24 protein-coding genes are annotated in these 22030 nt (G+C 60.4%); 12 read left to right on the top strand and 12 right to left on the bottom strand.

Going from position 1 to position 22030, the window contains the following annotated elements; all coding sequences use genetic code 11:
• The first annotated feature begins 77 nt into the window (after positions 1-77).
• Entirely contained in the window at positions 78-1211 is a 1134-nt protein-coding gene (locus RHM69_RS12365; RefSeq protein ID WP_014719431.1) for a GNAT family N-acetyltransferase, read from the top strand.
• Positions 1212-1255: 44 nt separating this feature from the next.
• Here RHM69_RS12365 and aqpZ read toward each other — a convergent pair whose 3' ends face one another.
• The 5 genes from aqpZ to RHM69_RS12340 all read right to left on the bottom strand — a co-directional run bounded on the left by aqpZ (position 1256) and on the right by RHM69_RS12340 (position 6356).
• Positions 1256-1957, bottom strand: coding sequence for an aquaporin Z (gene aqpZ / locus RHM69_RS12360; protein WP_019820470.1), 702 nt, complete (start codon positions 1955-1957; stop codon positions 1256-1258).
• A gap of 175 nt (positions 1958-2132) precedes the next feature.
• The gene (locus tag RHM69_RS12355) at positions 2133-3965 is read right to left on the bottom strand and encodes an ABC transporter ATP-binding protein (protein ID WP_003193125.1); all 1833 of its coding nucleotides are present in this window, start codon (positions 3963-3965) and stop codon (positions 2133-2135) included.
• An 82-nt stretch (positions 3966-4047) separates the two neighbouring features.
• Positions 4048-4611, bottom strand: a complete 564-nt coding sequence (locus tag RHM69_RS12350) for a peptidylprolyl isomerase A (RefSeq protein ID WP_014719428.1) — start codon at positions 4609-4611, stop codon at positions 4048-4050.
• Positions 4612-4614: 3 nt separating this feature from the next.
• Positions 4615-5418 carry an alpha/beta fold hydrolase gene (locus RHM69_RS12345; RefSeq protein ID WP_200600335.1) on the bottom strand — a complete coding sequence of 268 codons (804 nt, stop codon included), beginning with the start codon at positions 5416-5418 and terminating at the stop codon, positions 4615-4617.
• A 14-nt stretch (positions 5419-5432) separates the two neighbouring features.
• Positions 5433-6356: a LysR family transcriptional regulator gene (locus RHM69_RS12340; RefSeq protein WP_014719426.1), complete on the bottom strand. Its 924-nt coding sequence runs from the start codon at positions 6354-6356 to the stop codon at positions 5433-5435.
• A 49-nt stretch (positions 6357-6405) separates the two neighbouring features.
• Here RHM69_RS12340 and RHM69_RS12335 point away from each other — a divergent pair, with 49 nt between their 5' ends.
• From RHM69_RS12335 to RHM69_RS12325, 3 genes are all read left to right on the top strand, one after another.
• A complete protein-coding gene (locus RHM69_RS12335) occupies positions 6406-6720 on the top strand; it encodes a 3-phosphoglycerate kinase (protein ID WP_014719425.1) in 315 nt (104 codons plus the stop codon).
• Positions 6721-6871: 151 nt separating this feature from the next.
• A complete protein-coding gene (locus tag RHM69_RS12330; protein WP_014719424.1) occupies positions 6872-7471 on the top strand; it encodes an FMN-dependent NADH-azoreductase in 600 nt (199 codons plus the stop codon).
• A 202-nt stretch (positions 7472-7673) separates the two neighbouring features.
• Entirely contained in the window at positions 7674-8543 is an 870-nt protein-coding gene (locus RHM69_RS12325) for a carboxylate/amino acid/amine transporter (RefSeq protein ID WP_014719423.1), read from the top strand.
• Here the strand turns inward: RHM69_RS12325 and RHM69_RS12320 are convergent.
• Together RHM69_RS12320 and RHM69_RS12315 are read right to left on the bottom strand one after the other, a co-directional pair.
• Positions 8500-9528, bottom strand: a complete 1029-nt coding sequence (locus RHM69_RS12320) for an NADP-dependent oxidoreductase (RefSeq protein WP_200600333.1) — start codon at positions 9526-9528, stop codon at positions 8500-8502. The genes RHM69_RS12325 and RHM69_RS12320 overlap by 44 nt on opposite strands.
• Positions 9529-9590: 62 nt before the next feature.
• Positions 9591-10379 carry an SDR family NAD(P)-dependent oxidoreductase gene (locus RHM69_RS12315; protein WP_200600332.1) on the bottom strand — a complete coding sequence of 263 codons (789 nt, stop codon included), beginning with the start codon at positions 10377-10379 and terminating at the stop codon, positions 9591-9593.
• Between the two features lie 125 nt (positions 10380-10504).
• Here RHM69_RS12315 and RHM69_RS12310 point away from each other — a divergent pair, with 125 nt between their 5' ends.
• A complete protein-coding gene (locus RHM69_RS12310) occupies positions 10505-11071 on the top strand; it encodes a TetR/AcrR family transcriptional regulator (RefSeq protein WP_014719420.1) in 567 nt (188 codons plus the stop codon).
• A 16-nt stretch (positions 11072-11087) separates the two neighbouring features.
• Here RHM69_RS12310 and RHM69_RS12305 read toward each other — a convergent pair whose 3' ends face one another.
• Positions 11088-12380 (bottom strand): mechanosensitive ion channel family protein, encoded by a 1293-nt coding sequence (locus RHM69_RS12305; RefSeq protein WP_014719419.1) that lies wholly within the window; start codon positions 12378-12380, stop codon positions 11088-11090.
• A 191-nt stretch (positions 12381-12571) separates the two neighbouring features.
• On the opposite strand from RHM69_RS12305, the gene RHM69_RS12300 reads away from it, so the two are divergent.
• Positions 12572-13918, top strand: a complete 1347-nt coding sequence (locus RHM69_RS12300; protein WP_014719418.1) for a DEAD/DEAH box helicase — start codon at positions 12572-12574, stop codon at positions 13916-13918.
• 64 nt (positions 13919-13982) lie between these two features.
• On the opposite strand, the gene RHM69_RS12295 is transcribed toward RHM69_RS12300, so the two are convergent.
• Positions 13983-14252: a hypothetical protein gene (locus tag RHM69_RS12295; protein ID WP_200600330.1), complete on the bottom strand. Its 270-nt coding sequence runs from the start codon at positions 14250-14252 to the stop codon at positions 13983-13985.
• A 153-nt stretch (positions 14253-14405) separates the two neighbouring features.
• Here RHM69_RS12295 and RHM69_RS12290 point away from each other — a divergent pair, with 153 nt between their 5' ends.
• From RHM69_RS12290 to copD, 5 genes are all read left to right on the top strand, one after another.
• Entirely contained in the window at positions 14406-14795 is a 390-nt protein-coding gene (locus tag RHM69_RS12290) for a hypothetical protein (protein WP_014719416.1), read from the top strand.
• Positions 14796-14922: 127 nt separating this feature from the next.
• On the top strand, positions 14923-16638 hold the full coding sequence (locus RHM69_RS12285) for a copper resistance system multicopper oxidase (RefSeq protein WP_038451094.1): 1716 nt from the start codon (positions 14923-14925) through the stop codon (positions 16636-16638).
• A 10-nt stretch (positions 16639-16648) separates the two neighbouring features.
• Positions 16649-17476: a copper resistance protein B gene (locus RHM69_RS12280; protein WP_014719414.1), complete on the top strand. Its 828-nt coding sequence runs from the start codon at positions 16649-16651 to the stop codon at positions 17474-17476.
• A 49-nt stretch (positions 17477-17525) separates the two neighbouring features.
• The gene (gene copC / locus RHM69_RS12275; RefSeq protein WP_003193103.1) at positions 17526-17912 is read left to right on the top strand and encodes a copper homeostasis periplasmic binding protein CopC; all 387 of its coding nucleotides are present in this window, start codon (positions 17526-17528) and stop codon (positions 17910-17912) included.
• Positions 17909-18790, top strand: coding sequence for a copper homeostasis membrane protein CopD (copD, locus tag RHM69_RS12270; protein WP_003193101.1), 882 nt, complete (start codon positions 17909-17911; stop codon positions 18788-18790). The genes copC and copD overlap by 4 nt, the downstream gene beginning before the upstream one ends.
• Here copD and RHM69_RS12265 read toward each other — a convergent pair.
• The 3 genes from RHM69_RS12265 to RHM69_RS12255 all read right to left on the bottom strand — a co-directional run bounded on the left by RHM69_RS12265 (position 18787) and on the right by RHM69_RS12255 (position 20834).
• Positions 18787-19653: a DUF6279 family lipoprotein gene (locus tag RHM69_RS12265; protein WP_200600328.1), complete on the bottom strand. Its 867-nt coding sequence runs from the start codon at positions 19651-19653 to the stop codon at positions 18787-18789. The genes copD and RHM69_RS12265 overlap by 4 nt on opposite strands.
• 66 nt (positions 19654-19719) lie before the next feature.
• Complete coding sequence (locus tag RHM69_RS12260; protein WP_019820453.1) at positions 19720-20442, bottom strand: TorF family putative porin; 723 nt, start codon at positions 20440-20442, stop codon at positions 19720-19722.
• Positions 20443-20654: 212 nt separating this feature from the next.
• On the bottom strand, positions 20655-20834 hold the full coding sequence (locus RHM69_RS12255; protein WP_003193095.1) for a hypothetical protein: 180 nt from the start codon (positions 20832-20834) through the stop codon (positions 20655-20657).
• A 323-nt stretch (positions 20835-21157) separates the two neighbouring features.
• On the opposite strand from RHM69_RS12255, the gene RHM69_RS12250 reads away from it, so the two are divergent.
• Positions 21158-21994 carry a S1 RNA-binding domain-containing protein gene (locus tag RHM69_RS12250; protein ID WP_019820451.1) on the top strand — a complete coding sequence of 279 codons (837 nt, stop codon included), beginning with the start codon at positions 21158-21160 and terminating at the stop codon, positions 21992-21994.
• The last annotated feature ends 36 nt before the right edge of the window (positions 21995-22030 follow it).

Genomic DNA, 22030 nt, shown 5'->3' with positions numbered 1-22030 from the left:
GTGTTTTGAGGATGTGCGCGCGGCTGTGATCAGCGATACTCGCCAGGTTTTCATGCCAAGAAACAATGAGGATGCCGATGCCGCTGCAACGCCTGGACAGCTTGTCCGATATCGCTGCGCACACGTGGGATGCCCTGATGCCACAGGCCCAGCCGTTTATGCAGCATGGGTTTCTGAGTGCGCTGGAAGACAGCGCCAGCATCGGCCCGCATTCGGGCTGGCAGACGGAGCACTTGCTGCACTGGGAAGGCGACCGGTTGATGGCGGCATTGCCGGGTTATCGCAAATGGCATTCTTATGGCGAGTACGTGTTCGATCATGGTTGGGCCGACGCCTGCGAGCGCGCCGGCATCGACTATTACCCCAAGTTGCTGACGGCCGTGCCGTTCAGCCCGGTCGGTGGGCCGCGGGTATTGGCTGCCAGTGCCGCCGACGCTTTTGAGTTGCTCAATAGCCTGCCGGGTTATCTGCAGATCGAAGGCCTGTCGAGCGCCCATATCAACTTTACCGATGCCCTCGCCGATCAAGCCATGGCCCAACACCCCGGCTGGTTGCAACGCTTGGGTTGCCAGTTTCATTGGCAGAACCGAGGCTACCGCGACTTCCAGGATTTCCTCGACGCGCTGAGTTCACGCAAGCGCAAACAGATGCGCAAAGAACGTGAACAAGTGGCAGGGCAGGGTATCGAGTTCGAGTGGTTGCAAGGCCATGAGCTGAGCGAAGCCCAGTGGGATTTTGTCTACGCCTGCTACGCCAACACCTACGCGGTGCGTCGGCAATCGCCCTACCTGACCCGCGCATTTTTCAGCCTGCTGGCTGAGCGCATGCCCGCAGCCATCCGCGTAGTCTTGGCCAAACAAGGCACGCGCCCGGTGGCCATGGCCTTCAGCCTGCTTGGCGGCGACAGCTTCTATGGCCGCTACTGGGGCTGCCTGGCGGAATTCGACCGCCTGCATTTCGAGACCTGTTTCTACCAAGGCATGGACTACGCCATCGCCCACGGCCTGCAACGCTTCGATGCGGGTGCCCAGGGGGAGCACAAATTGATTCGCGGGTTTGAGCCGGTGATTACGCGGTCATGGCACTACTTGCGCCACCCGGGGTTGAAGAGTGCCGTGGAGGATTTTCTTGAGCGAGAGCGGGTGGGGGTTCTGGCGTATGCCGAAGAGGCGAGGGCGGCCCTGCCTTATCGGCACTCTGACGGCACGTGAAACACCCTGTAGGAGCGAGCAAGCTCGCTCCTACAGGGATTGGGTCAAGCTGTTTTTTCTGCACCCAACCATCGGTACGTAATGCCGCCGATCACCGCGCCGAGGATCGGCGCGAGCCAGAACAGCCACAGTTGCTGCAGCGCCCAGCCGCCGACAATCAACGCAGGCCCTGTGCTGCGGGCCGGGTTGACCGAGGTGTTGGTCACCGGGATGGAGATCAGGTGGATCAGCGTCAGCCCCAGGCCAATGGCGATGGGCGCGAAGCCTGCCGGGGCTCGACGGTCGGTGGCGCCAAGGATGATCAGCACGAACATCGCCGTCATCACCAGCTCACAGACAAAGCCTGCCGCCATTGAATAACCTCCGGGTGAATGCTCGCCATAACCATTGCTTGCCAGCCCGGACGCTAGCTCGAACCCAGGCTTGCCGCTGGCGATGAAGTACAGCAGTGCGGCGGCGATGGCGCCACCGATCACTTGCGACACGATGTAGGCCGGCAACTCCCTGGCCGGGAATCTGCCGCCCACCACCAACCCCACCGAGACGGCCGGGTTAAGGTGACAGCCGCTGATATGCCCGATGGCAAATGCCATGGTCAGCACCGTGAGCCCAAAAGCCAGGGACACCCCGAGCAGGCCGATGCCAACGTTGGGGAACGCTGCGGCCAACACCGCACTCCCGCAGCCACCCAACACCAGCCAAAACGTACCCAGTCCTTCCGTTACGGAACGTTTGAACAGTGACATGAACACTTCCTTAGATTGCTCTATCTGATTAACGGTCTGTGTGGCTTCCCTGCCGCCTTAAATCAGGGCCCTCCTGGGGCCTGATTGCAGTACAGCAGGATTGTGTCGCAAGACCAGCCAGATAGAGAAAGCTGTCAGAATTGTTCGGAATTGAGCGGGGCTTTACCCAGCGAAATCAGTCTATGCCGACAAAACCCCCGGTCTGATGCTGCCATAACCGCGAATAAAGCCCGCCGTATGCCAGCAACTCGGAATGGCTGCCGCTCTCGGCGATCTGGCCTTTTTCCAGCACCACCAGGCGGTCCATTCGTGCGATGGTCGACAACCGGTGCGCAATCGCAATCACCGTCTTGCCCTGCATCAGGGTTTCCAGGCTCTCCTGGATCGCCGCTTCCACTTCCGAGTCCAGCGCAGAGGTGGCTTCGTCCATGATCAGGATCGGCGCGTCCTTGAGCAGCACGCGTGCGATAGCGATACGCTGGCGTTGCCCGCCGGAGAGTTTCACGCCGCGCTCACCCACATGGGCATCCAGCCCGGTGCGGCCCTCGGAATCCGACAGCAGTGGGATGAACTCATCGGCGCGGGCCTTGTGCACCGCCGCCCAGAGTTCCTCGTCAGTCGCGTCGGGCTTGCCATACAGCAGGTTGTCGCGGATCGAGCGGTGCAGCAACGAGGTGTCTTGGGTGATCATGCCGATTTGCGCGCGCAGGCTTTCCTGGGCGACCTCGGCGATGTCCTGGCCGTCGATGAGAATGCGTCCGCCCTGCAGGTCGTACAGGCGCAGCAGCAGGTTGACCAGCGTCGACTTGCCCGCGCCGGACGGGCCGATCAAGCCGATCTTTTCCCCGGCCTTGATCTCAAGGTTGAGGCCGCCAATGATTCCGCTCTTCTTGCCGTAGTGGAAGTCCACCTGCTCGAAGCGCACCTGGCCGTGGGGCACCGTCAGGCGCGGAGCGTTTTCACGATCGACCACGGCCAGTGGCTGGGCGATGGTCTTCAGGCCATCCTGCACGATACCGATGTTTTCGAAGATGCCGTTGACCACCCACATGATCCAGCCGGACATGTTGACGATGCGGATCACTAGGCCTGTGGCCAGGGCAATCGCGCCCACGGAAATCAGCGACTGTGTCCACAGCCACAGGGCCAGGCCGGTGGTGGTGACGATCAGCAGGCCGTTCAGAATACAGATTACGGTGTCCATGCTGGTGAGCACGCGGGCGGCCAGTTGGGTTTTTTCGGTCTGCTCGATGATCGCTTGCTTGGCGTATTCCTGTTCATTCTGGGTATGGGCGAACAGCTTCAAGGTGGTGATATTGGTATAGCCGTCAACAATTCGGCCCATCAACTTGGAGCGCGCCTCCGAGGAGACCACCGAGCGTTCTTTCACGCGAGGCACGAAGTAACGCAGGGCCAGGCTGTAGCAAACGATCCAGGTGATCAGCGGAATCATCAGCCGCCAGTCGGCCTCGGCAAACAACACCAGGGCACTGATGGCGTAGATCGACACGTGCCAGATAGCTTCTGCGGTCGCCACCGCCGAGTCACGCAAGGAGTTGCCGGTTTGCATGATCCGCTGGGCGATGCGCCCGGCAAAGTCGTTCTGGAAGAAATTCAGGCTCTGTTTGAGCACGTAGCTGTGGTTCTGCCAGCGAATCAGGCTGGTCATGCCGGGATTGATGGTCTGGTGCACCAGCAAGTCATGCAGGCCGTTGAAGAGCGGGCGCAACAACAGGGCCACCACGGCCATCCAGATCAGCTCGGCGCTGTGGATCTGGAAGAAATTCGCCGGTGGCGTGCCCTGGGCCAGGTCGATGATGCGGCTCAGGTAGCTGAACAACGCGACTTCGATCAGGGCTCCGACCAGTCCCACTACCAAGAGCGCGGCGAAGCACGGCCACACCTGACGCAGGTAATAGAGATAGAACGGCAGGACTTTTTCGGGAGGGGCCGCGCTGGGGGCGTCGCGGAAAATATCGATCAGCTGTTCAAAACGACGATAGAGCATTAGGTTTGACGCCCGCCGGGCGGGCTCTCCTTTCAAAGGTGCACGGTGCCATGCGGGCACCGTGCAAAGCTGCCTGCGGACCTCAGTCGATGCGCTTGGCCGACTTGATGATCACAGGATCGATAGGCACGTTCTGCATGCCTTGCTTGGTGGTGGTCTGGGAGTTGACGATGATGTCGACCACGTCCATGCCCTTGACCACTTTGGCGAACACGGCATAACCGGCATCGCGGCCCGGGTCGAGGAAGGCATTGTCAGCCACGTTGATGAAGAATTGGCTGGTGGCCGAATTCGGGTCATTGGTGCGAGCCATGGACAAGGTGCCACGCACGTTATGCAGGCCATTGCTGGCTTCGTTCTTGATCGGTGCTTCGGTCGGCTTTTGTGACATTTGCTGGGTGAACCCGCCGCCCTGGACCATGAAGCCCGGGATCACGCGGTGAAAGATCGTATTGGTGTAGAAGCCCTTGTCGACATAGGCCAGGAAGTTCTTGGTGCTGATCGGCGCCTTGACCGGGTCCAGTTCGATTTCAATCTGGCCGTTGGTGGTGTCGAGCAAAACATGTGGCGCCTTGGCCGGCTCAGCTGCCATCAGGTTGGCAGCAAACAAGGCGGAACCGGCAAAGAAGGCGATTTTTTTCAGCATGGGTCAGTGATCCTGGGTAGTGGTTTCGACGGTCTTTAGAAAGTCGAGCAAGGTCGCGTTAAAGACCTCGGGTTGATCCAAGGGCGTGGCATGGCGGGAATCTTCGATGACCACCAGTCGCGCATCGGGCAGCAGTTTTACATAGATTTCTTTCTGCGCCACGGGGGTGTAGTCATGGTCGGCGCTGATGACCAGGGTTGGACAGGCAATTCTCGACAGTTGTTCCTGCACGCCCCAGCCCACAATGGCGTCGAAGCTGGCGAGATAAGCACGTTTGTCGTTTCTTGCCCAGCGCTCGGCCATCTTGCGGCGCAGGTCGGCCTGCTCAGGTTTGGGGAACAGCCGATCGCCCAGGGTCTTGCCGATGGTGCCCAGGCTGAGCACACGGGCCAGGGTCCAGCGTTTGGCCCACTGCCAATAGTCATCGGCACTGCGCACCTTGACCTCAGGCGTGCTGTTGACGATGCACAGGCTCTTGACCCGCCGGGGTTCATCCACCGCCAGTTGGAAGGCGATCATGCCGCCCATGGATAAACCCACCACGTGGGCCGCTGGCAGGTCGAGGTGTTCGATCAGCGCGATCAGGTCGAAGGTAAACCCCTTGATGCTGTAGCGCTCCCGGGGTTTGGCCGAGCGACCATGGCCGCGCACGTCAACCACGATCAGGTGGTAGTGTCGGGCGAGTACCGGTACTTGCAGTTCCCAATCCTGGCTGCTGGAGCCCAGGCCGTGGATCAGGATCAGCGGGTTGCCATGGCCATATTCTTCGTAATGCAGGCTGCAGCCTTCATGGTCGAACCAGGCCATGGATGAACTCCGTTTCAGGCTTGTTGAGGAGCGGCGAAGGGCGCGTCCAGGGGAGCGGTGTCAAAGGTGCGCAGCAATTCCACGAGGATCTGCGTGGCGGGCCCCAAGGGTTTGTCTTTGTTGGAGTACAGGTAAAACGTCGGGTTGCGACTGCCACCTTTTTCCAGGGGAAGCTGCTTGAGCACGCCCTCCTTGAGTTCGCGCTCGATCATGTGCCGGGGCAGCCAGGCAAAGCCCAGGCCGCTGGCGACGAAGGTGGCCGCGGTAGCGAGGCTGCCGACGGTCCAGCGCTGTTCGGCGCCGAGCCAGCCGACGTCGCGCGGTTGTTGGCGGCCGGAGTCACGGATCACCACCTGCATCTGGCTCTCCAGGTCGTGGAAACTCAGCTCACGGTTGAGGCGATGCAGCGAGTGATCGGGGTGGGCCACGGCGACGAACTCCACATCGCTCATTTCCGTGCCCAGGTAGCCCGGGATGATAAAACCGCAAATGGCCAGGTCCGCCATGCCGTCGAGCAGCAACTCTTCGACGCCGGACAGTACTTCTTCGCGCAGGCGCACCCGGCAGCCACGGCTTTGCGGCATAAAGGCGGTTAATGCGCGAACGAGACGTGCGCTGGGGTAGGCGGCGTCCACCACCAAGCGCACTTCGGCTTCCCAGCCCTGTTCCATATGATGAGCGAGGTCTTCCAGCTGGCTGGCGTTTTTCACCAATTGGCGGGATCGGCGCAGCAGCACCTCACCGGCCTCGGTCAGCACCGCCTTGCGCCCGTCGATACGCAGCAAGGGGACGCCGAGTTGGTCCTGCATGCGCGCCACGGTGTAGCTCACTGAAGATTGCGAACGATGCAGCGCTTCGGCGGCTTGGGCAAAGCCGCCATGGTCGACCACGGCTTGCAAGGTGCGCCATTGATCGAGGGTAACGCGGGGCGCTTTCAAGATGAGCTCCTCTTGTCCTAAGCTGGCGGTCCTTATTGGAGACTGCCGAATGAGAAAATTGTGTTGTGTGTTGCTGGCGCTGCTGCCGATGAGCGCGTTTGCCTATCCTATCGACGTGACGAAAAAGATCGATGGCGTGAGCATTGATTACACCGCCTCCGATGTGGACGGCGACATCAGTTCGATCCAGCTGAACAACTACGGCGCCCAGGACGCGGTGTGCAAGGTCACCTTTACCAACGGCCCGGAATCGCCACGCCGTCGTACCGTGACCGTGCCTGCTGGCAAAAGCACTAACACCACGGTCAAGTTCAACCGCGCCATCATCAAGATGCGTATTGCCCTGGACTGCGCGCCAAAATAAAGCAACAGCGGAGCGTGCTCACAGGAATACTCCGCTTATAAACAAATTTCTAGATGGGTTGTAGCAGTTTTTTGCGCTTTTTTATCGAATGGGCCCTGGTTAACCTTCTCTCCATCGACTTACAGCAATTACCGATGGAGCCTACGAAGCCATGTCCAATGTCCTGATCATCGAAAGCAGTGCGCGCCAGCAGGATTCCATTTCCCGCCAGCTCACCCAACAGTTCATCAGCCAATGGCAAGTCGCCCATCCGGCAGACCGCATCACCGTGCGCGACGTAGCGCTCAATCCGGTACCCCATCTGGATGCCAACCTGCTGGGCGGCTGGATGAAACCGGCGGAGCAGCGTAACGACGACGAACAGGTGTCCCTGGACCGCTCCAACGAGTTAACTGACGAACTGCTGGCCGCCGACGTGTTGGTGATGGCCGCGCCGATGTACAACTTCGCCATTCCGAGCACCCTTAAAGCCTGGCTGGATCACGTGTTGCGGGCCGGTGTGACCTTTAAATACACCGCCACCGGGCCCCAGGGTCTGTTGACCGGCAAGCGCGCTATCGTGCTCACCGCACGCGGTGGTATCCACACTGGCGCCACCTCGGATCACCAGGAACCGTACCTGCGCCAGGTCATGGCATTTATCGGCATTCATGACGTTACCTTCATTCACGCCGAAGGCGTCAACCTGGGCGGCGACTTCCAGGAGAAGGGCGTCAATCATGCCAAGGCGCAACTGGCCCAGGTCGCCTGAGGCGTTAATCGTCAGATAATCCCGTGCTGCTTATATAGCGCCACGCAAACCCTTCAAGTACGCGTATCGAACCTCCCTTTGCACTTTTGCTCCTGAGTGCTCCCGCCCGACTGCCGCTTTAGCGAGGTCGGGTTTTTTTTCCGCCGAGTTTCTTCAAAAACCAAAAAGCTTTAATGTCGCGCCCATTCGAAACGAGGCGCGCATGGGCTATCTACTGGTTGTCACCCTGATTCAGGCATTTTCCTTCAGCTTGATTGGCGAATACCTCGCCGGTCACGTCGACAGTTACTTTGCGGTGCTGGTGCGCGTGGTGCTGGCCGGGCTGATCTTTATTCCGCTGACGCGCTGGCGCTCGGTGGAGCCCGCGTTCATGCGCGGCATGTTGGTGATCGGTGCATTGCAGTTCGGCGTGACCTACGTATGTCTGTACCTGAGCTTTCGTGTGCTGACGGTGCCGGAAGTGCTGCTGTTCACCATCCTCACGCCGCTGCATGTGACCCTGATCGAGGACGCGCTTAATCGCCGCTTCAATCCCTGGGCGCTTGTGGCGGCCCTGGTGGCGGTGGGCGGTGCGGCGGTGATTCGTTTCGATCAGATCACCCCGCATTTCCTGATGGGGTTCTTGCTGCTGCAATTGGCCAATTTCACCTACGCCGCCGGGCAAGTCATGTACAAGCACCTGGTGGCGCGTTATCCCAGTGACCAGCCGCACTTCCGGCGTTTCGGTTATTTCTACCTGGGCGCCTTGATGGTGGTGTTGCCGGCGTTCCTGCTGTTCGCCAAGGCTGACTTCCTGCCGCAAGCGCCGCTGCAATGGGGCGTGCTGGTGTTCCTCGGAGTGGTCAGTACCGCGCTGGGCATGTACTGGTGGAACAAGGGCGCCTGCCTGGTCAATGGCGGCACCCTGGCGGTGATGAACAACCTGCATGTGCCGGTGGGGTTGCTGCTGAACCTGCTGATCTGGAACCAGCACGAACCGCTGGGTCGTTTGGCCCTGGGCGGTCTGGTGATTCTGGGGGCGGTGTGGATCAGCCGGCTGGGTGTGCGTCGGGCGGTGCCGTCTCCATCGTGATCACCACTTTGCCTTTGGCACGGCCTTGTTCGACGTAGTCCAGGGCCGCGGCTGTGGATTCGAAAGGGAAGGTTCGGTCGATGACCGGCCGGATAATCCCCGACTCGACCAGCGTGGTGATTTCATCCAGTTGCGCGCCACTGGCCCGCATGAAGACAAAGTCATAGCTCACGCCTTGCTTGCGCGCTTTCCTGCGGATACTGCTGCTCAACACACCCATGACCAGGCCCAATAACCAGGGCAGGTTCTGGGCGCGGGCGAAGGCGGGTGTCGGCGGCCCGGAGATGGAGATTAGCTGACCGCCGGGCTTGAGAATCTTCAGTGACTTGGCCAGCGCATCTGGGCCCAGGCTGTTCAGCACCACATCGTAATCCCGCAGCACGGTCTCGAAGGCTTGCTGTTTGTAGTCGACCACCACATCTGCGCCCAACGCCTTGACCCACTCGACATTGGCGGTGCTGGTGGTGGTGGCGACAAAAGCGCCCAAATGCTTGGCCAGCTGAATGGCGATACTGCCCACTCCGCCTGAGCCCGCATGAATGAACACCTTCTGGCCTTTCTTCAGCTTCGCGGTTTCCACCAGCACCTGCCACGCCGTGAGCGCGACCAGGGGCAGGGCCGCGGCTTGCTCTATGGTGATGTTGTCGGGTTTGCGCGCCAGTGCGTCTTCGTGCACGGCAATCAACTCAGCGAAGGTGCCGATACGCTGCTGGGGCGGGCGGGCGTAGACTTCGTCCCCCGGCTTGAAGCGTCGTACCGCCGCGCCCACGCTGAGCACCACGCCGGCCAGGTCATTGCCGAGTGTCAACGGCATCGCATAGGGCAGGATCAGTTTGAATTCGCCCTTGGCGATCTTTGCATCCAGCACATTGACGCTGCTGGCCCGCACCTGGACCAGCACGTCATGTTCACCCACAACAGGCGCGGGGGTCTCGATGAGGCGGCCGGGGTGCTTGCCGTACCGTTCGATGGAAAATGCCTTCATGGTTCAACGCTCGTTGCTTCGGTGAGAAGGGGCAGGCGCGCAGCACGCCTGCTACCGGTTGTTCAGGCGTTGGCCAGGTAACGCTCGGCAACCTGGGACTGCTTGATCTGTGCCAGCAAGCCTTGCCGCGCAGCCTGCAACGCGTCCCAACGGGCGCCGTCCTGCAACGGCGGAATGGTCACCGGCTCGCGGCGATCAAAACCCACCAACGCCGCGTCCACCAGATCGCCCACTTCCATCACGTCCGTGAGGGTGTTGATGTCAATGCCCGCCCGCTCCCAGATCTCGGTACGCGTGGCGGCGGGCAGCACGGCTTGCACGTACACGTCTTTGGGCGCCAGCTCCAGGCTCATGCCCTGGGACAGGAACAGCACGAACGCCTTGGTCGCGCCGTATACCGTCATGCCGAATTCCGGGGCCAGGCCCACTACCGAGCCAATGTTGATGATAGCGCCGTTGCCCGCTGCCGCCAGGCGCGGGGCGATGGCACTGACCAGGCGCACCAGTGCAGTGGTGTTGAGGGCGACCAACTGCGCGACGCTGTCGGTGGACTGTTCGATAAAACCGCCAGACTGCGCGGCGCCGGCATTGTTGACCAGGGTGCCAATGTTGGCGTCCTCGCGCAGGCGCGCTTCAACTGCTGCCAGGTCAGCGGTCTGGGTCAGGTCGGCGGGGAGGATATCAATGCTGACGGCATGCTGTTCGCGCAGTCGGGCAGCGAGCGCTTCCAGGCGCGTGATGTCACGGGCGACCAGTACGAGGTCGTGGCCGCGTGCGGCAAAGCGTTCGGCGTAGGCGGCGCCAATGCCGGTCGAAGCGCCAGTGATCAGAACGGTGTTGGAAGTACTCATGGTGTGATGCTCTGTGAGTGCGAGGAGGTTTTATGATGTCGATCATAATCAAAGCTGTCAACGGTTTTGATTATGATCGACATCATAGTAATATGCCTATCTCGCACGCTGTCAGGACCACAGACATGAAGATCACCAAGGCGCAGTCACAGAGCAATCGGGCCCATATCGTCGCGACAGCTTCCGAGTTGTTTCGCGAGCGGGGTTTCGATGGGGTGGGCGTGGCCGAGTTGATGGCTGCGGCCGGTTTTACCCAAGGCGGCTTTTACAAGCACTTCGGTTCCAAGGCGGACTTGATGGCGGAAGCAGCCGCTAACAGCCTGGCGCAGTCACTGGCCGACAGCGCGGAGAGGGAGGTGGAGCAGTTTTTCGAGGTTTACCTGTCCAGGCAGCACCGCGACCATCGCGGCGGCGGATGCACATTGGCGGCGTTGTGTGCCGATGCCGCCCGTCAGTCGGACACGCTGAAGGCGACCTTTGCCGAGGGTTTGGAAAATACCCTGCAGGCCCTGGAGGCAAAGTACAACGCGGCTCATGACGGGCCAAAAGAAGACGTGCGGGCGAAAATGCTCGACAGCATGGCCCATGCCATCGGCGCAATCATGTTGTCGCGGGCGTGCCCGGATGATTCCGCCCTGGCCGATGAAGTGCTTGAGGTGTGCCGCAAGGAGATTACGGCATCACTGCCGTAATCCCGCGTGCATCACCTCATGCCGTTTCGGCCACGGGTACCTGAGTGGCCCCGGCCAATGCAGGCAGCACGCCGGCCCGCAGGTCGTTGCCGCTCGGCTGTTGATACAGGCTCAGCCCGAACTCCGGCAACACTGCCAATAGATAATCGAAGATATCGCCCTGGATCCGCTCGTAATCGCCCCACGCCGTGGTGCGGGTAAAGCAGTAGATCTCCAGCGGCACGCCCTGGGCGGTGGTTTGCATCTGGCGCACCATGCAGGTCATGTTCGGCTGGATGTCCGGGTGGCTTTGCAGGTACGCCAGGGCGTAGGCGCGGAAGGTGCCGAGGTTGGTCATGCGCCGACGGTTGGCCGACAGTTGCGCGCTGTGGCCCTGGGCCTCGTTCCAGGCCTTGAGTTCGGCCTGTTTGCGGCTGATGTAGCCGCTGAGCAAGTGCACCTGGGTCATGCGCACTTCTTCCTCATCGTTCAGGAAGCGTACGCCGCTGGCGTCGATGTACAGGCTGCGCTTGATACGGCGCCCACCGGAGGCCTGCATGCCACGCCAGTTCTTGAACGACTCGGACATCAGGCGCCAGGTGGGGATGGAGACGATGGTCTTGTCGAAGTTCTGCACCTTCACCGTGTGCAGCGTGATATCCACCACATCGCCATCGGCCCCGACCTGGGGCATTTCGATCCAGTCACCGACGCGCAGCATGTCGTTGCTGGTCAATTGCACACTGGCGACGAACGACAGCAGGGTGTCCTTGTACACCAACAGAATCACCGCCGACATCGCACCCAGGCCTGAGAGCAGCAACAGTGGCGAGCGGTCGATCAGGGTGGCGACGATGATGATCGCGCCGAACACGAACAGCACCATTTTCGCCAATTGCACATAGCCCTTGATCGAGCGGGTGCGTGCGTGTTCGGTGCGTGCGTAGATATCCAGCAGCGCGTTGAGCAGGGCACTCATGGCCAAAACCATGAACAGAATGCTGATCGCCAGGGCGACGTTGCCGATGAACAGGATGGCGGTCTTGCTCAGGTCCGGCACCAGGTACAGACCGAACTGGACCACCAGCGACGGCGTCATTTGCGCCAGGCGATGGAAGACTTTGTTATGCCGCAGGTCGTTCAGCCAGTGCAGGGCCGGCTGCCGGCCGAGCAATTTGACCGCGTGCAGGATGAGGTAACGGGCGACCCGTCCCACCACCAATGCCACCACCAGCAACACCAGCAAGCCGAGGCTGGAATGCAGGACCGGGTGTTCATCTAGGGCGCCCCAAAGGTCTTGGACGTTGAGCCAGAGCTGTTTGATATCCATGCGTGAACCGATTCTTCTGTAAGACAACACGGGGCGATTAGAGCATTTAAGTGCAACAAAGTTGACGCTCTGGACAAAATCGCTGACAAAAAAGCAGCTGATTAGCCCCGTTCGCGTAAAGAAACTCGGTTTGGGCGCCCGAAACCGGTAACCTATGCAGCTGATATTTGTATTTCTTCGAGGTAGCACCCGTGTTTTCCCAATTCGCCCTGCACGAACGCCTGCTTAAAGCCGTGGCCGAGCTTAAATTTGTCGAGCCTACGCCTGTGCAAGCAGCGGCCATCCCGCTCGCGCTGCAAGGGCGTGACCTGCGGGTGACGGCGCAAACCGGCAGCGGCAAGACCGCCGCTTTCGTCCTGCCGGTACTTAACCGCCTGATCGGCCCGGCCAAGGTGCGCGTCAGCATCAAGACCCTGATCCTGCTGCCGACCCGCGAGCTGGCCCAGCAAACCCTGAAGGAAGTCGAACGCTTTTCGCAGTTCACCTTCATCAAGTCCGGCATCATCACCGGTGGCGAAGACTTCAAGGTCCAGGCCGCGATGCTGCGCAAGGTGCCGGACATCCTGATCGGCACCCCAGGGCGCATGATCGAGCAACTCAACGCTGGCAACCTTGATCTCAAGGAAGTCGAAGTGCTGGTGCTCGACGAAGCCGACCGCATGCTCGACATGGGCTTTGCCGATGATGTGCAACGTCTGGTCGGCGAGTGCGTCAACCGCCAGCAGACCATGCTGTTCTCCGCCACCACCGGTGGTTCGACCCTGCGCGACATGGTCGCGAAGGTGCTGAACAACCCTGAGCACTTGCAGGTCAACAACGTCAGCGACCTGAACGCCACCACGCGTCAGCAGATCGTTACCGCTGACCATAACGTGCATAAAGAACAGATCCTGAACTGGTTGCTGGCCAACGAGACCTACCAGAAGGCCATCGTGTTCACCAACACCCGTGCCGCCGCCGACCGTATCTACGGGCGCCTGGTTGCGCAGGAATACAAGGCGTTCGTGCTGCACGGCGAGAAAGACCAGAAGGACCGCAAGCTGGCCATCGACCGTCTCAAGGCGGGCGGCGTGAAGATCCTGGTGGCCACCGACGTTGCCGCGCGCGGCCTCGACGTGGACGGCCTGGACCTGGTGATCAACTTCGACATGCCCCGCAGCGGCGACGAATACGTGCACCGCATCGGCCGTACCGGACGGGCCGGCAACGATGGCCTGGCCATCTCGCTGATCTGCCACGGCGACTGGAACCTGATGTCGAGCATCGAACGCTACCTGAAGCAGTCGTTCGAGCGCCGCACCATCAAGGAAGTCAAAGGCACGTACACCGGGCCGAAGAAGGTCAAGGCGTCGGGCAAGGCCGTTGGCGTGAAGAAGAAAAAGACCGACGCCAAGGGCGATAAGAAGAAAACCGCCGCCAAGTCACCGACCAAGCGCAAGATCGCCAACCGGCCGAAGACCGACAACCTGTCGCTCGTCAGCAAGGACGGCATGGCCCCGCTCAAGCGCCGCAAGCCAGAAGCTCCGGCTGCCGAATAAGCAGGCGGGCCTAAAAAAACCGGACGACGTCCGGTTTTTTTTCGCCATCAGCGTCGCGCTGTGCTCAACGCTTCCCCGCAGCTTCTCTGAGCTCCTTGAGCCGCGCATCGATCAACTGGCACTTGTCGGGAAACTCGGCGCTTTCGGTATCCGGGTCCATCTTCTGTAACTGGTCATTCATCTCCTTGGCCTTGGTCGGGTTCTGCTCGGTGAGCTTGGTCACTTCCTTGGCCAGTTCCTCCCGCTTGGTCGTGGCCTCCTCGGGCGTGCAGCCCCAGGCGGGCAGGGCGCTTATCAGCGTGGCGGCGAGAGTCAGCTTCATCAAGGTTTTCATGGTCGGACTTCCTTGGCAGTGATGTGCAGTTGAGGTGGCAAACCTCTGCAAAGTTCAGAGAAATGACGCCCGTCCGTTTGGTTGAACGGCCCGTGCCGGAACGTGTCACTCCCTAAGACGGGCTAACTCCATCGGCCTGCAGGAGGAATCAGGATGACGACTTACAATTGGGATCTGATCGAACGTCTGCTGCATGAAGTGCAGAACGGCGAGGGCAGCTTTGCCCCGCGCAAATACGCCGAACAGGAAGCGGCCGAGAAGGCGACGGCCGGCGAGGACACTGGCAACCTGGACGCGCTGAAGAAGACCGCTGCCGACTACGAGGCGCTGCTGTTCAAGCGTGGCTTTATTGAGTCGCGGCCTGAGGAAGAGGGCGGCAATGGCGAGAACTTCATCCTGACGGCGCTGGGGGCGCAATTGCTGGCGCTGATCGACAGTTCGATTCCGGGCAATGATCATCCGCGTCAGGTGTTGGATGAACAAGCGGATGCGCTTGATCCGGCAACGTTCGCGGAAGTGGCCTCAAAAGCCCAGATCGCCTGATCCTCTTATGCCCCCGGCGCCCCTGAGGGTGCCGGGTGAACCTGTCGAATCGGTAATCTGCCGCTAAGGTTGCTGACAGCCGGCGACTCCTAATCTGCTGCCATTCAACTCACGGACTTGAATCGGCATGCACTCCACAACCTCCAGACGCACATTCGTCAAAGGCCTGGCCGCAGGCGGCCTGTTGGGCGGGCTCGGGCTTTGGCGCCCCCCTGTGTGGGCACTGATCAGCCCCGGCCAGCCCACGGTGCTCGCCGGCAGCGAGTTTGACCTGTTTATTGACCAGACCCCGGTCAACCTGACAGGCCAACCGCGCACCGCGTTGACCGTCAACGGCAGCCTGCCCGGCCCGCTGTTACGCTGGCGGGAGGGCGACACCGTGACCCTGCGCGTGAAAAACCGCCTTGGCGAGCCCACTTCGATCCACTGGCACGGCATCCTGTTGCCATCGACCATGGACGGCGTGCCCGGCCTGAGCTTCAAGGGCATCGAACCGGGCGGCCTTTACGTTTACCAGTTCAAGGTCAAGCAGTACGGCACCTACTGGTACCACAGCCATTCCGGGCTTCAGGAGCAGCAGGGCGTGTACGGTCCGCTGGTTATCGATCCCAAGGAACCCGAGCCTTATAGCTACCAGCGCGATTACGTGGTGATGCTGTCGGACTGGACCGACGAAGACCCCGTCGCCCTGATGAAAACCCTCAAGAAGCAGTCCGATTACTACAACCTGCACAAACCCACCCTGGGCGATTTTATCCGGGATGTGGGCAAGCAGGGCTGGTCGGCCACGGCTGCCGACCGGCTGATGTGGGCGCAAATGAAGATGAACCCCACCGACCTTGCGGACGTCAGCGGCGAGACCTACACCTACTTGCTCAACGGCCAGCCGCCTGGACAGAACTGGACCGGAGTGTTCAAGGCGGGGGAAACGATTCGCCTGCGTTTTATCAATGGCTCGGCGATGACCTATTTTGATGTGCGCATTCCAGGGTTGAAAATGACCGTCATCGCCGCGGATGGTCAGCCGGTAAAGCCGGTAAGTGTCGACGAGTTCCGTATCGCCGTGGCGGAAACCTACGACGTGCTGGTCGAGCCTGTGGCAGAGGCTTACACCCTGTTTGCTCAGTCCATGGACCGCACAGGCTATGCCCGTGGCACCCTCGCCCGGCAGATGGGAGCGACCGCCTCAGTTCCACTGCTTGATCCGCGCCCGTGGCTGACCATGGAGGACATGGGCATGGGCGGCATGGACCACGGTGCCATGGCCGATATGCCGGGCATGGAAGGCATGGATCACAGTGCCATGGGCGCGATGGCCATGCAGAAACACCCCGCCAGCGAGCAGAACAACGCGCTGGTAGACATGCAGGCGATGAACCCGGTGCCCAAGCTGGACGACCCTGGAATCGGCCTGCGCCACAATGGCCGCCGGGTGCTCACCTATGCCGACCTGCGCAGTACCTTCGAAGACCCCGATGGCCGCGACCCCTCCCGCACCGTCGAATTGCATCTCACCGGGCATATGGAAAAGTTCGCCTGGTCGTTCAATGGCGTGAAGTTTTCCGATGCCGAGCCCTTGCAACTGACTTATGGCGAGCGCGTGCGGGTGGTGCTGGTCAACGACACCATGATGGCCCACCCGATTCACCTGCATGGCTTATGGAGCGACCTGGAGGACGAAAACGGCCAGTTCCTGGTGCGCAAACACACCATCGACATGCCACCGGGCTCCCGTCGCAGTTACCGCGTCACCGCCGATGCCTTGGGGCGCTGGGCCTATCACTGCCACCTGCTGTACCACATGGAAATGGGCATGTTCCGCGAGGTGCGCGTGCATGAATAAGGAAGCGAGCATGAACCGTTGCGTCTCGTCCCTTTGCATCGCTTTCGCCACGCTGGGGTTCGCCCCATGGGCGTTGGCGGCCGAGGATGAACTTCAGGGCATGAGCCCGGCGACGCCAGCGCTGGCGCAAAGCCGTACGCCGATTCCGGCGCTGACCGACGCAGACCGTGCAGCGGTCTACAACGCGCCGGGAGGGCATCAGGTGCACGACAGCGGCGTCAACTCGATGCTACTGGTCAACCAGTTGGAATGGCAGGGTGGCGACGGCAACGCGCAGACTTGGGACATCAAGGGTTGGGTCGGCGGTGACATCGACCGGTTGTGGCTACGCAGTGAAGGCGAACGCAGCGCCGGCCGCACTGAAAGCGCCGAAGCCCAAGCGTTATGGGGGCACGCAATCAGCCCGTGGTGGGATGTGGTCGGCGGCGTGCGCCAGGACTTCAAGCCCGGTGCCAGCCAGAGCTGGGCGGCCTTTGGCCTACAAGGCATGGCGCTCTACAACTTCGAGGCCGAAGCCACGTTGTTTGTCGGCGAATCGGGGCATACCGCCGCACGCCTTGAGGGTGACTACGACATTCTGCTCACCAATCGCCTGATCCTGCAGCCGACCGCCGAACTCAACTTCTATGCGCAGAACGATCCGCAACGCGGCGTTGGTTCGGGCTTGGCGGAAAGTGAACTGGGCCTGCGCTTGCGCTACGAAGTTCGCCGCGAGTTTGCGCCTTATGTCGGTCTCAGCTGGAACCGCACTTATGGCCAGACCGCGCAATACGCACGGGACGAAGACGAAGACATCAATCAACTGCGCTGGGTCGTCGGCGTGCGCTTGTGGTTCTGACGGGTTTCCCTTTTTATTATTCGCCGCCTGGCGCGGCCTGGAGTCTTGCATGTCTATGTTGAAAACCACGCTGCTGGGTGCTGCGCTGTGGGTAGGTTTAAGTCTTAGCCTGCCCGCTTCGGCCCACCCCAAGCTGCTGTCATCCATTCCGGCGGCAGGCGCACAGGGCGCCGCTCCCGCAGTGATTGAATTGCATTTCTCAGAAAACCTGCTGACCCAGTTTTCCGGGGCCAAGTTGATCATGACCGACATGCCGGGCATGCCCAATTCGCCGATGCCGGTGAAGGCCAGCGTGTCGGCGAGCAGCGACCCCAAGGTGATGTTGATCAAGCCGGTCTCCGCACTTACCACCGGCAGCTATCGGGTGGATTGGCGTGCCGTGTCGTCCGATACACATCCGATCACCGGTAATGTGGTGTTCAGCGTGCAGCCATGAGTGAGCTGATCTCCATCGCATTGCGCTTCGCGCTCTATCTCGACCTGATGATGCTATTTGGATTGGGACTGTTCGGCCTTTATGGTCTGCACGCTGAGCAACGTAGATGGCTCAATCTAAGGGCATGGATGGGATTGACGGGCGGCTTGGGGCTGGCGTTTTCGGTGGCGTCGCTATTGGTCATGACCCAATCCATGAGCGGCGCCACTGATTGGCAGGCGCTATGGCCGCATGTGCAGATGATGCTGTGGCAGACCGACTTGGGGCTGACGTGGTGGGTGCGTATCGCGGCGCTGGTCCTGGCGGCACTGAGCACTCATCTGGCGCTGGCCACGCTGTCGGCTGGCGTGGCGTTGGCCACCCTGGTGTGGACAGGGCACGGCGTAATGCACGAAGGCGTGCAAGGTGTGTGGCATATCGTCAGCGACAGTGCACACCTGTTGGCAGCGGCGGGTTGGGTGGGGGCGTTGGCGGCATTCGGTTTGTTGTTGATGCCTGCGCCGTTGCCACAGGATGATCGAGTGCAGGTTCTGGCCAGCGCATTGGCAGGCTTTGAGCGCATTGGCGCGGGATTTGTCTTGGTGCTGATCGGCACTGGCGTTGCCAATTATCTGTTTGTTGTCGGGCCGAATCTGGGGGGTATCAACGGCGGAGTCTATGCGGTGCTGCTATGCCTGAAGCTGGGGTTGTTCGGCGTGATGCTGGCCTTGGCGGCGCTCAATCGCTTTCACCTGACGCCGCTTCTGCAACAATCTATCGCGGCGGGCGATTATAACGTGGCGATCCGTGCGTTACGGCGCAGCATGGCCCTGGAGTTTGGCGCTGTGGTGCTCATCCTTGGCCTGGTGGCCTGGCTGGGCACCTTGGCGCCTGACTAAGACTGTGCGCTTTTCAGGCATTTAAGCGCCAGGAAGTCGCTGCGGACCTTGTCGATTTTTTTGGTGAGTTTCAGGCGCTGCGCTGGGGAGCTTTGGGCCATCACGTCCACGAGCAAGCCGCGCGCGGCGGCTTCGGTCTGTGCGTAGGCGGCGCGGTATTGCGGGGTCCACAGGCTTTCGCGATCCACCAGCAGTTGCTGGATTTTCTGCGGGAAATCGGCATTGTGGCGTTGTTGCAGCGCCTCGATAAATTGCGCCTGCCAATGGGCGCGGTTGCCGATCCACGCTTGGTTTTGCGCGCCCAACTCGGCCGACCAGGCCGTGACGCGGTTTTGCTGGCCTGGGCTCAACGGGCCGATCCAGGCGTCCAGGCGCTTGCTCATACGCTCGGCGCGTTCCTTGATTTGTTGAGCCAGTGGTGGCTTGAGGTATTCGTCCTGGCGCTTGCGCAGGTCCTTGGCCAGAGCATCGCTCATGTCTTTGACCTGCTGATCGTCCAGGCCTTGCAGCAATTGCACAGCTGAGGGCGTGATTTCCCGAGCAATCTCGGCAATTGCCTGTTTGGCTTCGACAGTACGGGTTTGCAATGCGGCGTCGGTGACCTGGTTACTGTCGACCATCTGCTGCAGGCGGTCGAGCCAGTCCAGGTAGCCAGGCAATTGCGTGGTGCAGTGCCAGGCCAGGTGTTCCTTGAGGGTGTCGTTGAACCAGCTCTTTTGCCCGGCATTCATGTCCAGGTAGTCGTTGAGGGTCCAGGGGATGATCACGTCGAGGTTACGGTAGGCCAGGCCCACGCGATTGCAGCCGGCGAGCACCAGGCTCAGGGTCAGCAGTACCATCAGGAGTTTGAGCCGGCGCAACATGGGCAGGTCCTTGCATGGAGGGCGTTAATGCATGTGAACCTGCGCGGGGTGCGACAGTTCAGCCCATCAATAAAACGACCGCGCGGCCTTCAAGGTCAACAGCCCATCACATTGCGAGTTGTGTCCGGAGTAGGCCGAGCAGTCACTGCCGCTGAGGCTGGAGCCGCTGTAGATCAGGTCCAGGTCAATGCCTTTCCAGGCCCGGGAAAACTGCACCGACCAATCGCTGAAACTGCTGATGGCGCCGTTCTCTACCGAGACCGGTGTGCCCAGTTGATGGGTGGTGTACTTCATGCTGACGCCGATGCCGAAAGGCTGGGTACCGCCCAGGTCGGCAAACAGGGTACTGTCCTGGCGGTCGGGGTCGTTGCTGAAGGACACGCCAAAGCGGTTGCCCAACAGGTTCAGCCCGCCGTAGAACTCCTGGCTGTCGAGGGGGCTGACCTTGGGGTAGCTGTAGTGGATCAAGCCGACTTCGTAGCCCAGGGTCTGGTCGAACGGACGCTTGAAGCCCATGTAGGAGTCGACTTCAAGGTTATTGGCCGACGACAGGCCCATGTTTGGGGAAAACTGGCCGAAATACAGGCCGCTGTCGTGGGTAAGGTCCAGGCCACCGTGGAACGAGTCGCTGCCAGGGGCGGTCGGCTTGACCAGGCCCTGGGCCATGGTGCGGCTGGGGGTGGTGCCTAATTTCAGGTCGAAGTCACCCAGTTCACGCTGGAAGATATGCGCTTGGGCCAAAGGGCTGGCGACCAGGAGGCTGACCACGAAAATACAGCGTTTAAGCATGCTTCACTCCATGAAAAGCGAGGAGCAGTAACGGAAAGATTCAGGCGGATGCCCGTGCTAGACGTGTGCAAGGATACCGGCGAATGCCTGGCGTTGAGGCCCGTTCGTCGATTAGCTGCGTATTGAAGGTGTGAGGAGGGGGTTGCAACTCTAGTCCTAGCGCCTTGAAGGCAAGACGCTTAGGGACCAGATACAGTGCGAGGGTATGACTATTACTTCTTGCCCAGGCTGATCTGCTTGGACGGGCCGAAAGTCTGGCCGCTCACGCCCTTGGCAATTTGCTGGATTTCGCCGCCGGACTTGAGGAACGCAGCAATCTGGCTATTGATCGATTCGCTGGTTTCAACGGCGGGAGCTGGCTTTGCTTTGCTGTTGGATGCTTTTACACGCATGGCGGCCACTAACCTGTAGAAAATTAACTTGGCCAGGCATCGTACAGGAAATACTTGACAATTGCTTGGCAAATATCCCTCAGGATTAATATCCAGCGCTGGAAATAGCCGAAGTTCAACGCCGAAATAAAGCGCTAACTTACTGTTTTAGCTGGAAACCACAGGCCGGGTGGCCCGCTGATGGCCTGCTCAAAGTGAACCGAACGATCAGACGAGTGGGGCGCTGCCATTGGAACGCCATGCCAGCCCGCGATTTTTCAGGCGCGCGCGCGTGCAGGGCCCAACTCGGGTAGAATGCCGCCCACGCAATGAGGGTATTGGAAATGGCTTTAGTCGGGCGCTACAACAGCTTGCAAGTGGTCAAGCACACTAACTTTGGTTTGTACCTCGATGGTGCGCAAGATGGGGAAATCCTCTTGCCTAATCGGTATATCCCTAAAGATATTCCCAGTGAAGATGAAGACTGGCTCAACGTTTTCATTTATCTGGACAGCGATGACAAACTTATCGCCACCACCGAAAAACCCAAAGTTCAAGTCGGTGAATTCGCCAGTTTGAAAGTTGTGGAAGTCAACAGCATTGGCGTATTCCTTGATTGGGGTTTGCCCAAGGATCTGCTGCTGCCGTATTCGGAAGAAAAACGCCAGCTGACCGCAGGTGAGTATTGCGTGGTGCACGTCTACCTCGACAAGCACACCAAGCGCATCACCGCCACCGCTCGCCTTGACCGTTACCTGGACAAGACGCCAGCCAACTACCAGGTGGGCCAGGAAGTCGACCTGCTGGTGGCCGAAGCCACCGACATGGGCTTCAAGGCGATCATCAACAACAAGCACTGGGGCCTGATCCACAAGAACGAAGTGTTCAAGTTCCTGCGTCCGGGCAAGGAAGAGAAGGGTTTCATCAAAGAGATCCGCGCCGATGGCAACATCAGCCTGAGCCTGCAACCGGTGGGCCAGGAAGCGGCCTCCAGCCTGAACTCGAAGATCCTCGCCAAGTTGCGTGACAACAACGGCACCCTGCCGGTCAGCGACAAAAGCGACCCGGCGGTGATCAGCAACTTGTTCGGCGTGAGCAAGGGCAACTTCAAGAAGGCCATTGGTGCGCTCTACAAGCAAGGGCAGATCGTGATTCATGCGGACCGCATTGAACTAAGCTGAGTACAGGCTGCTCTCCTGTAGGAGCGAGCTTGCTCG

The organism is Pseudomonas sp. CCI1.1, assembly GCF_034348165.1.
Taxonomy (GTDB): Bacteria; Pseudomonadota; Gammaproteobacteria; order Pseudomonadales; family Pseudomonadaceae; genus Aquipseudomonas; species Aquipseudomonas paracarnis.
Note: the sequence above shows the minus strand (reverse complement) of the source record. Positions and strands in the feature narration are given on the sequence as shown.

Excerpts from the sequence above, each read along its gene's own strand:
- RHM69_RS12350 (WP_014719428.1), bottom strand. The coding sequence starts at position 4,611 with ATGCTGAAAAAAATCGCCTTCTTTGCCGGTTCCGCCTTGTTTGCTGCC.
- RHM69_RS12310 (WP_014719420.1), top strand. The coding sequence starts at position 10,505 with ATGAAGATCACCAAGGCGCAGTCACAGAGCAATCGGGCCCATATCGTC.
- RHM69_RS12355 (WP_003193125.1), bottom strand. The coding sequence starts at position 3,965 with ATGCTCTATCGTCGTTTTGAACAGCTGATCGATATTTTCCGCGACGCC.
- RHM69_RS12315 (WP_200600332.1), bottom strand. The coding sequence starts at position 10,379 with ATGAGTACTTCCAACACCGTTCTGATCACTGGCGCTTCGACCGGCATT.
- RHM69_RS12285 (WP_038451094.1), top strand. The coding sequence starts at position 14,923 with ATGCACTCCACAACCTCCAGACGCACATTCGTCAAAGGCCTGGCCGCA.
- RHM69_RS12365 (WP_014719431.1), top strand. The coding sequence starts at position 78 with ATGCCGCTGCAACGCCTGGACAGCTTGTCCGATATCGCTGCGCACACG.
- RHM69_RS12280 (WP_014719414.1), top strand. The coding sequence starts at position 16,649 with ATGAACCGTTGCGTCTCGTCCCTTTGCATCGCTTTCGCCACGCTGGGG.
- copD (WP_003193101.1), top strand. The coding sequence starts at position 17,909 with ATGAGTGAGCTGATCTCCATCGCATTGCGCTTCGCGCTCTATCTCGAC.
- RHM69_RS12265 (WP_200600328.1), bottom strand. The coding sequence starts at position 19,653 with ATGTTGCGCCGGCTCAAACTCCTGATGGTACTGCTGACCCTGAGCCTG.
- RHM69_RS12345 (WP_200600335.1), bottom strand. The coding sequence starts at position 5,418 with ATGGCCTGGTTCGACCATGAAGGCTGCAGCCTGCATTACGAAGAATAT.
- RHM69_RS12295 (WP_200600330.1), bottom strand. The coding sequence starts at position 14,252 with ATGAAAACCTTGATGAAGCTGACTCTCGCCGCCACGCTGATAAGCGCC.
- RHM69_RS12320 (WP_200600333.1), bottom strand. The coding sequence starts at position 9,528 with ATGAAGGCATTTTCCATCGAACGGTACGGCAAGCACCCCGGCCGCCTC.
- RHM69_RS12290 (WP_014719416.1), top strand. The coding sequence starts at position 14,406 with ATGACGACTTACAATTGGGATCTGATCGAACGTCTGCTGCATGAAGTG.
- RHM69_RS12305 (WP_014719419.1), bottom strand. The coding sequence starts at position 12,380 with ATGGATATCAAACAGCTCTGGCTCAACGTCCAAGACCTTTGGGGCGCC.
- RHM69_RS12255 (WP_003193095.1), bottom strand. The coding sequence starts at position 20,834 with ATGCGTGTAAAAGCATCCAACAGCAAAGCAAAGCCAGCTCCCGCCGTT.
- RHM69_RS12330 (WP_014719424.1), top strand. The coding sequence starts at position 6,872 with ATGTCCAATGTCCTGATCATCGAAAGCAGTGCGCGCCAGCAGGATTCC.
- aqpZ (WP_019820470.1), bottom strand. The coding sequence starts at position 1,957 with ATGTCACTGTTCAAACGTTCCGTAACGGAAGGACTGGGTACGTTTTGG.
- RHM69_RS12325 (WP_014719423.1), top strand. The coding sequence starts at position 7,674 with ATGGGCTATCTACTGGTTGTCACCCTGATTCAGGCATTTTCCTTCAGC.
- copC (WP_003193103.1), top strand. The coding sequence starts at position 17,526 with ATGTCTATGTTGAAAACCACGCTGCTGGGTGCTGCGCTGTGGGTAGGT.
- RHM69_RS12335 (WP_014719425.1), top strand. The coding sequence starts at position 6,406 with ATGAGAAAATTGTGTTGTGTGTTGCTGGCGCTGCTGCCGATGAGCGCG.
- RHM69_RS12260 (WP_019820453.1), bottom strand. The coding sequence starts at position 20,442 with ATGCTTAAACGCTGTATTTTCGTGGTCAGCCTCCTGGTCGCCAGCCCT.
- RHM69_RS12250 (WP_019820451.1), top strand. The coding sequence starts at position 21,158 with ATGGCTTTAGTCGGGCGCTACAACAGCTTGCAAGTGGTCAAGCACACT.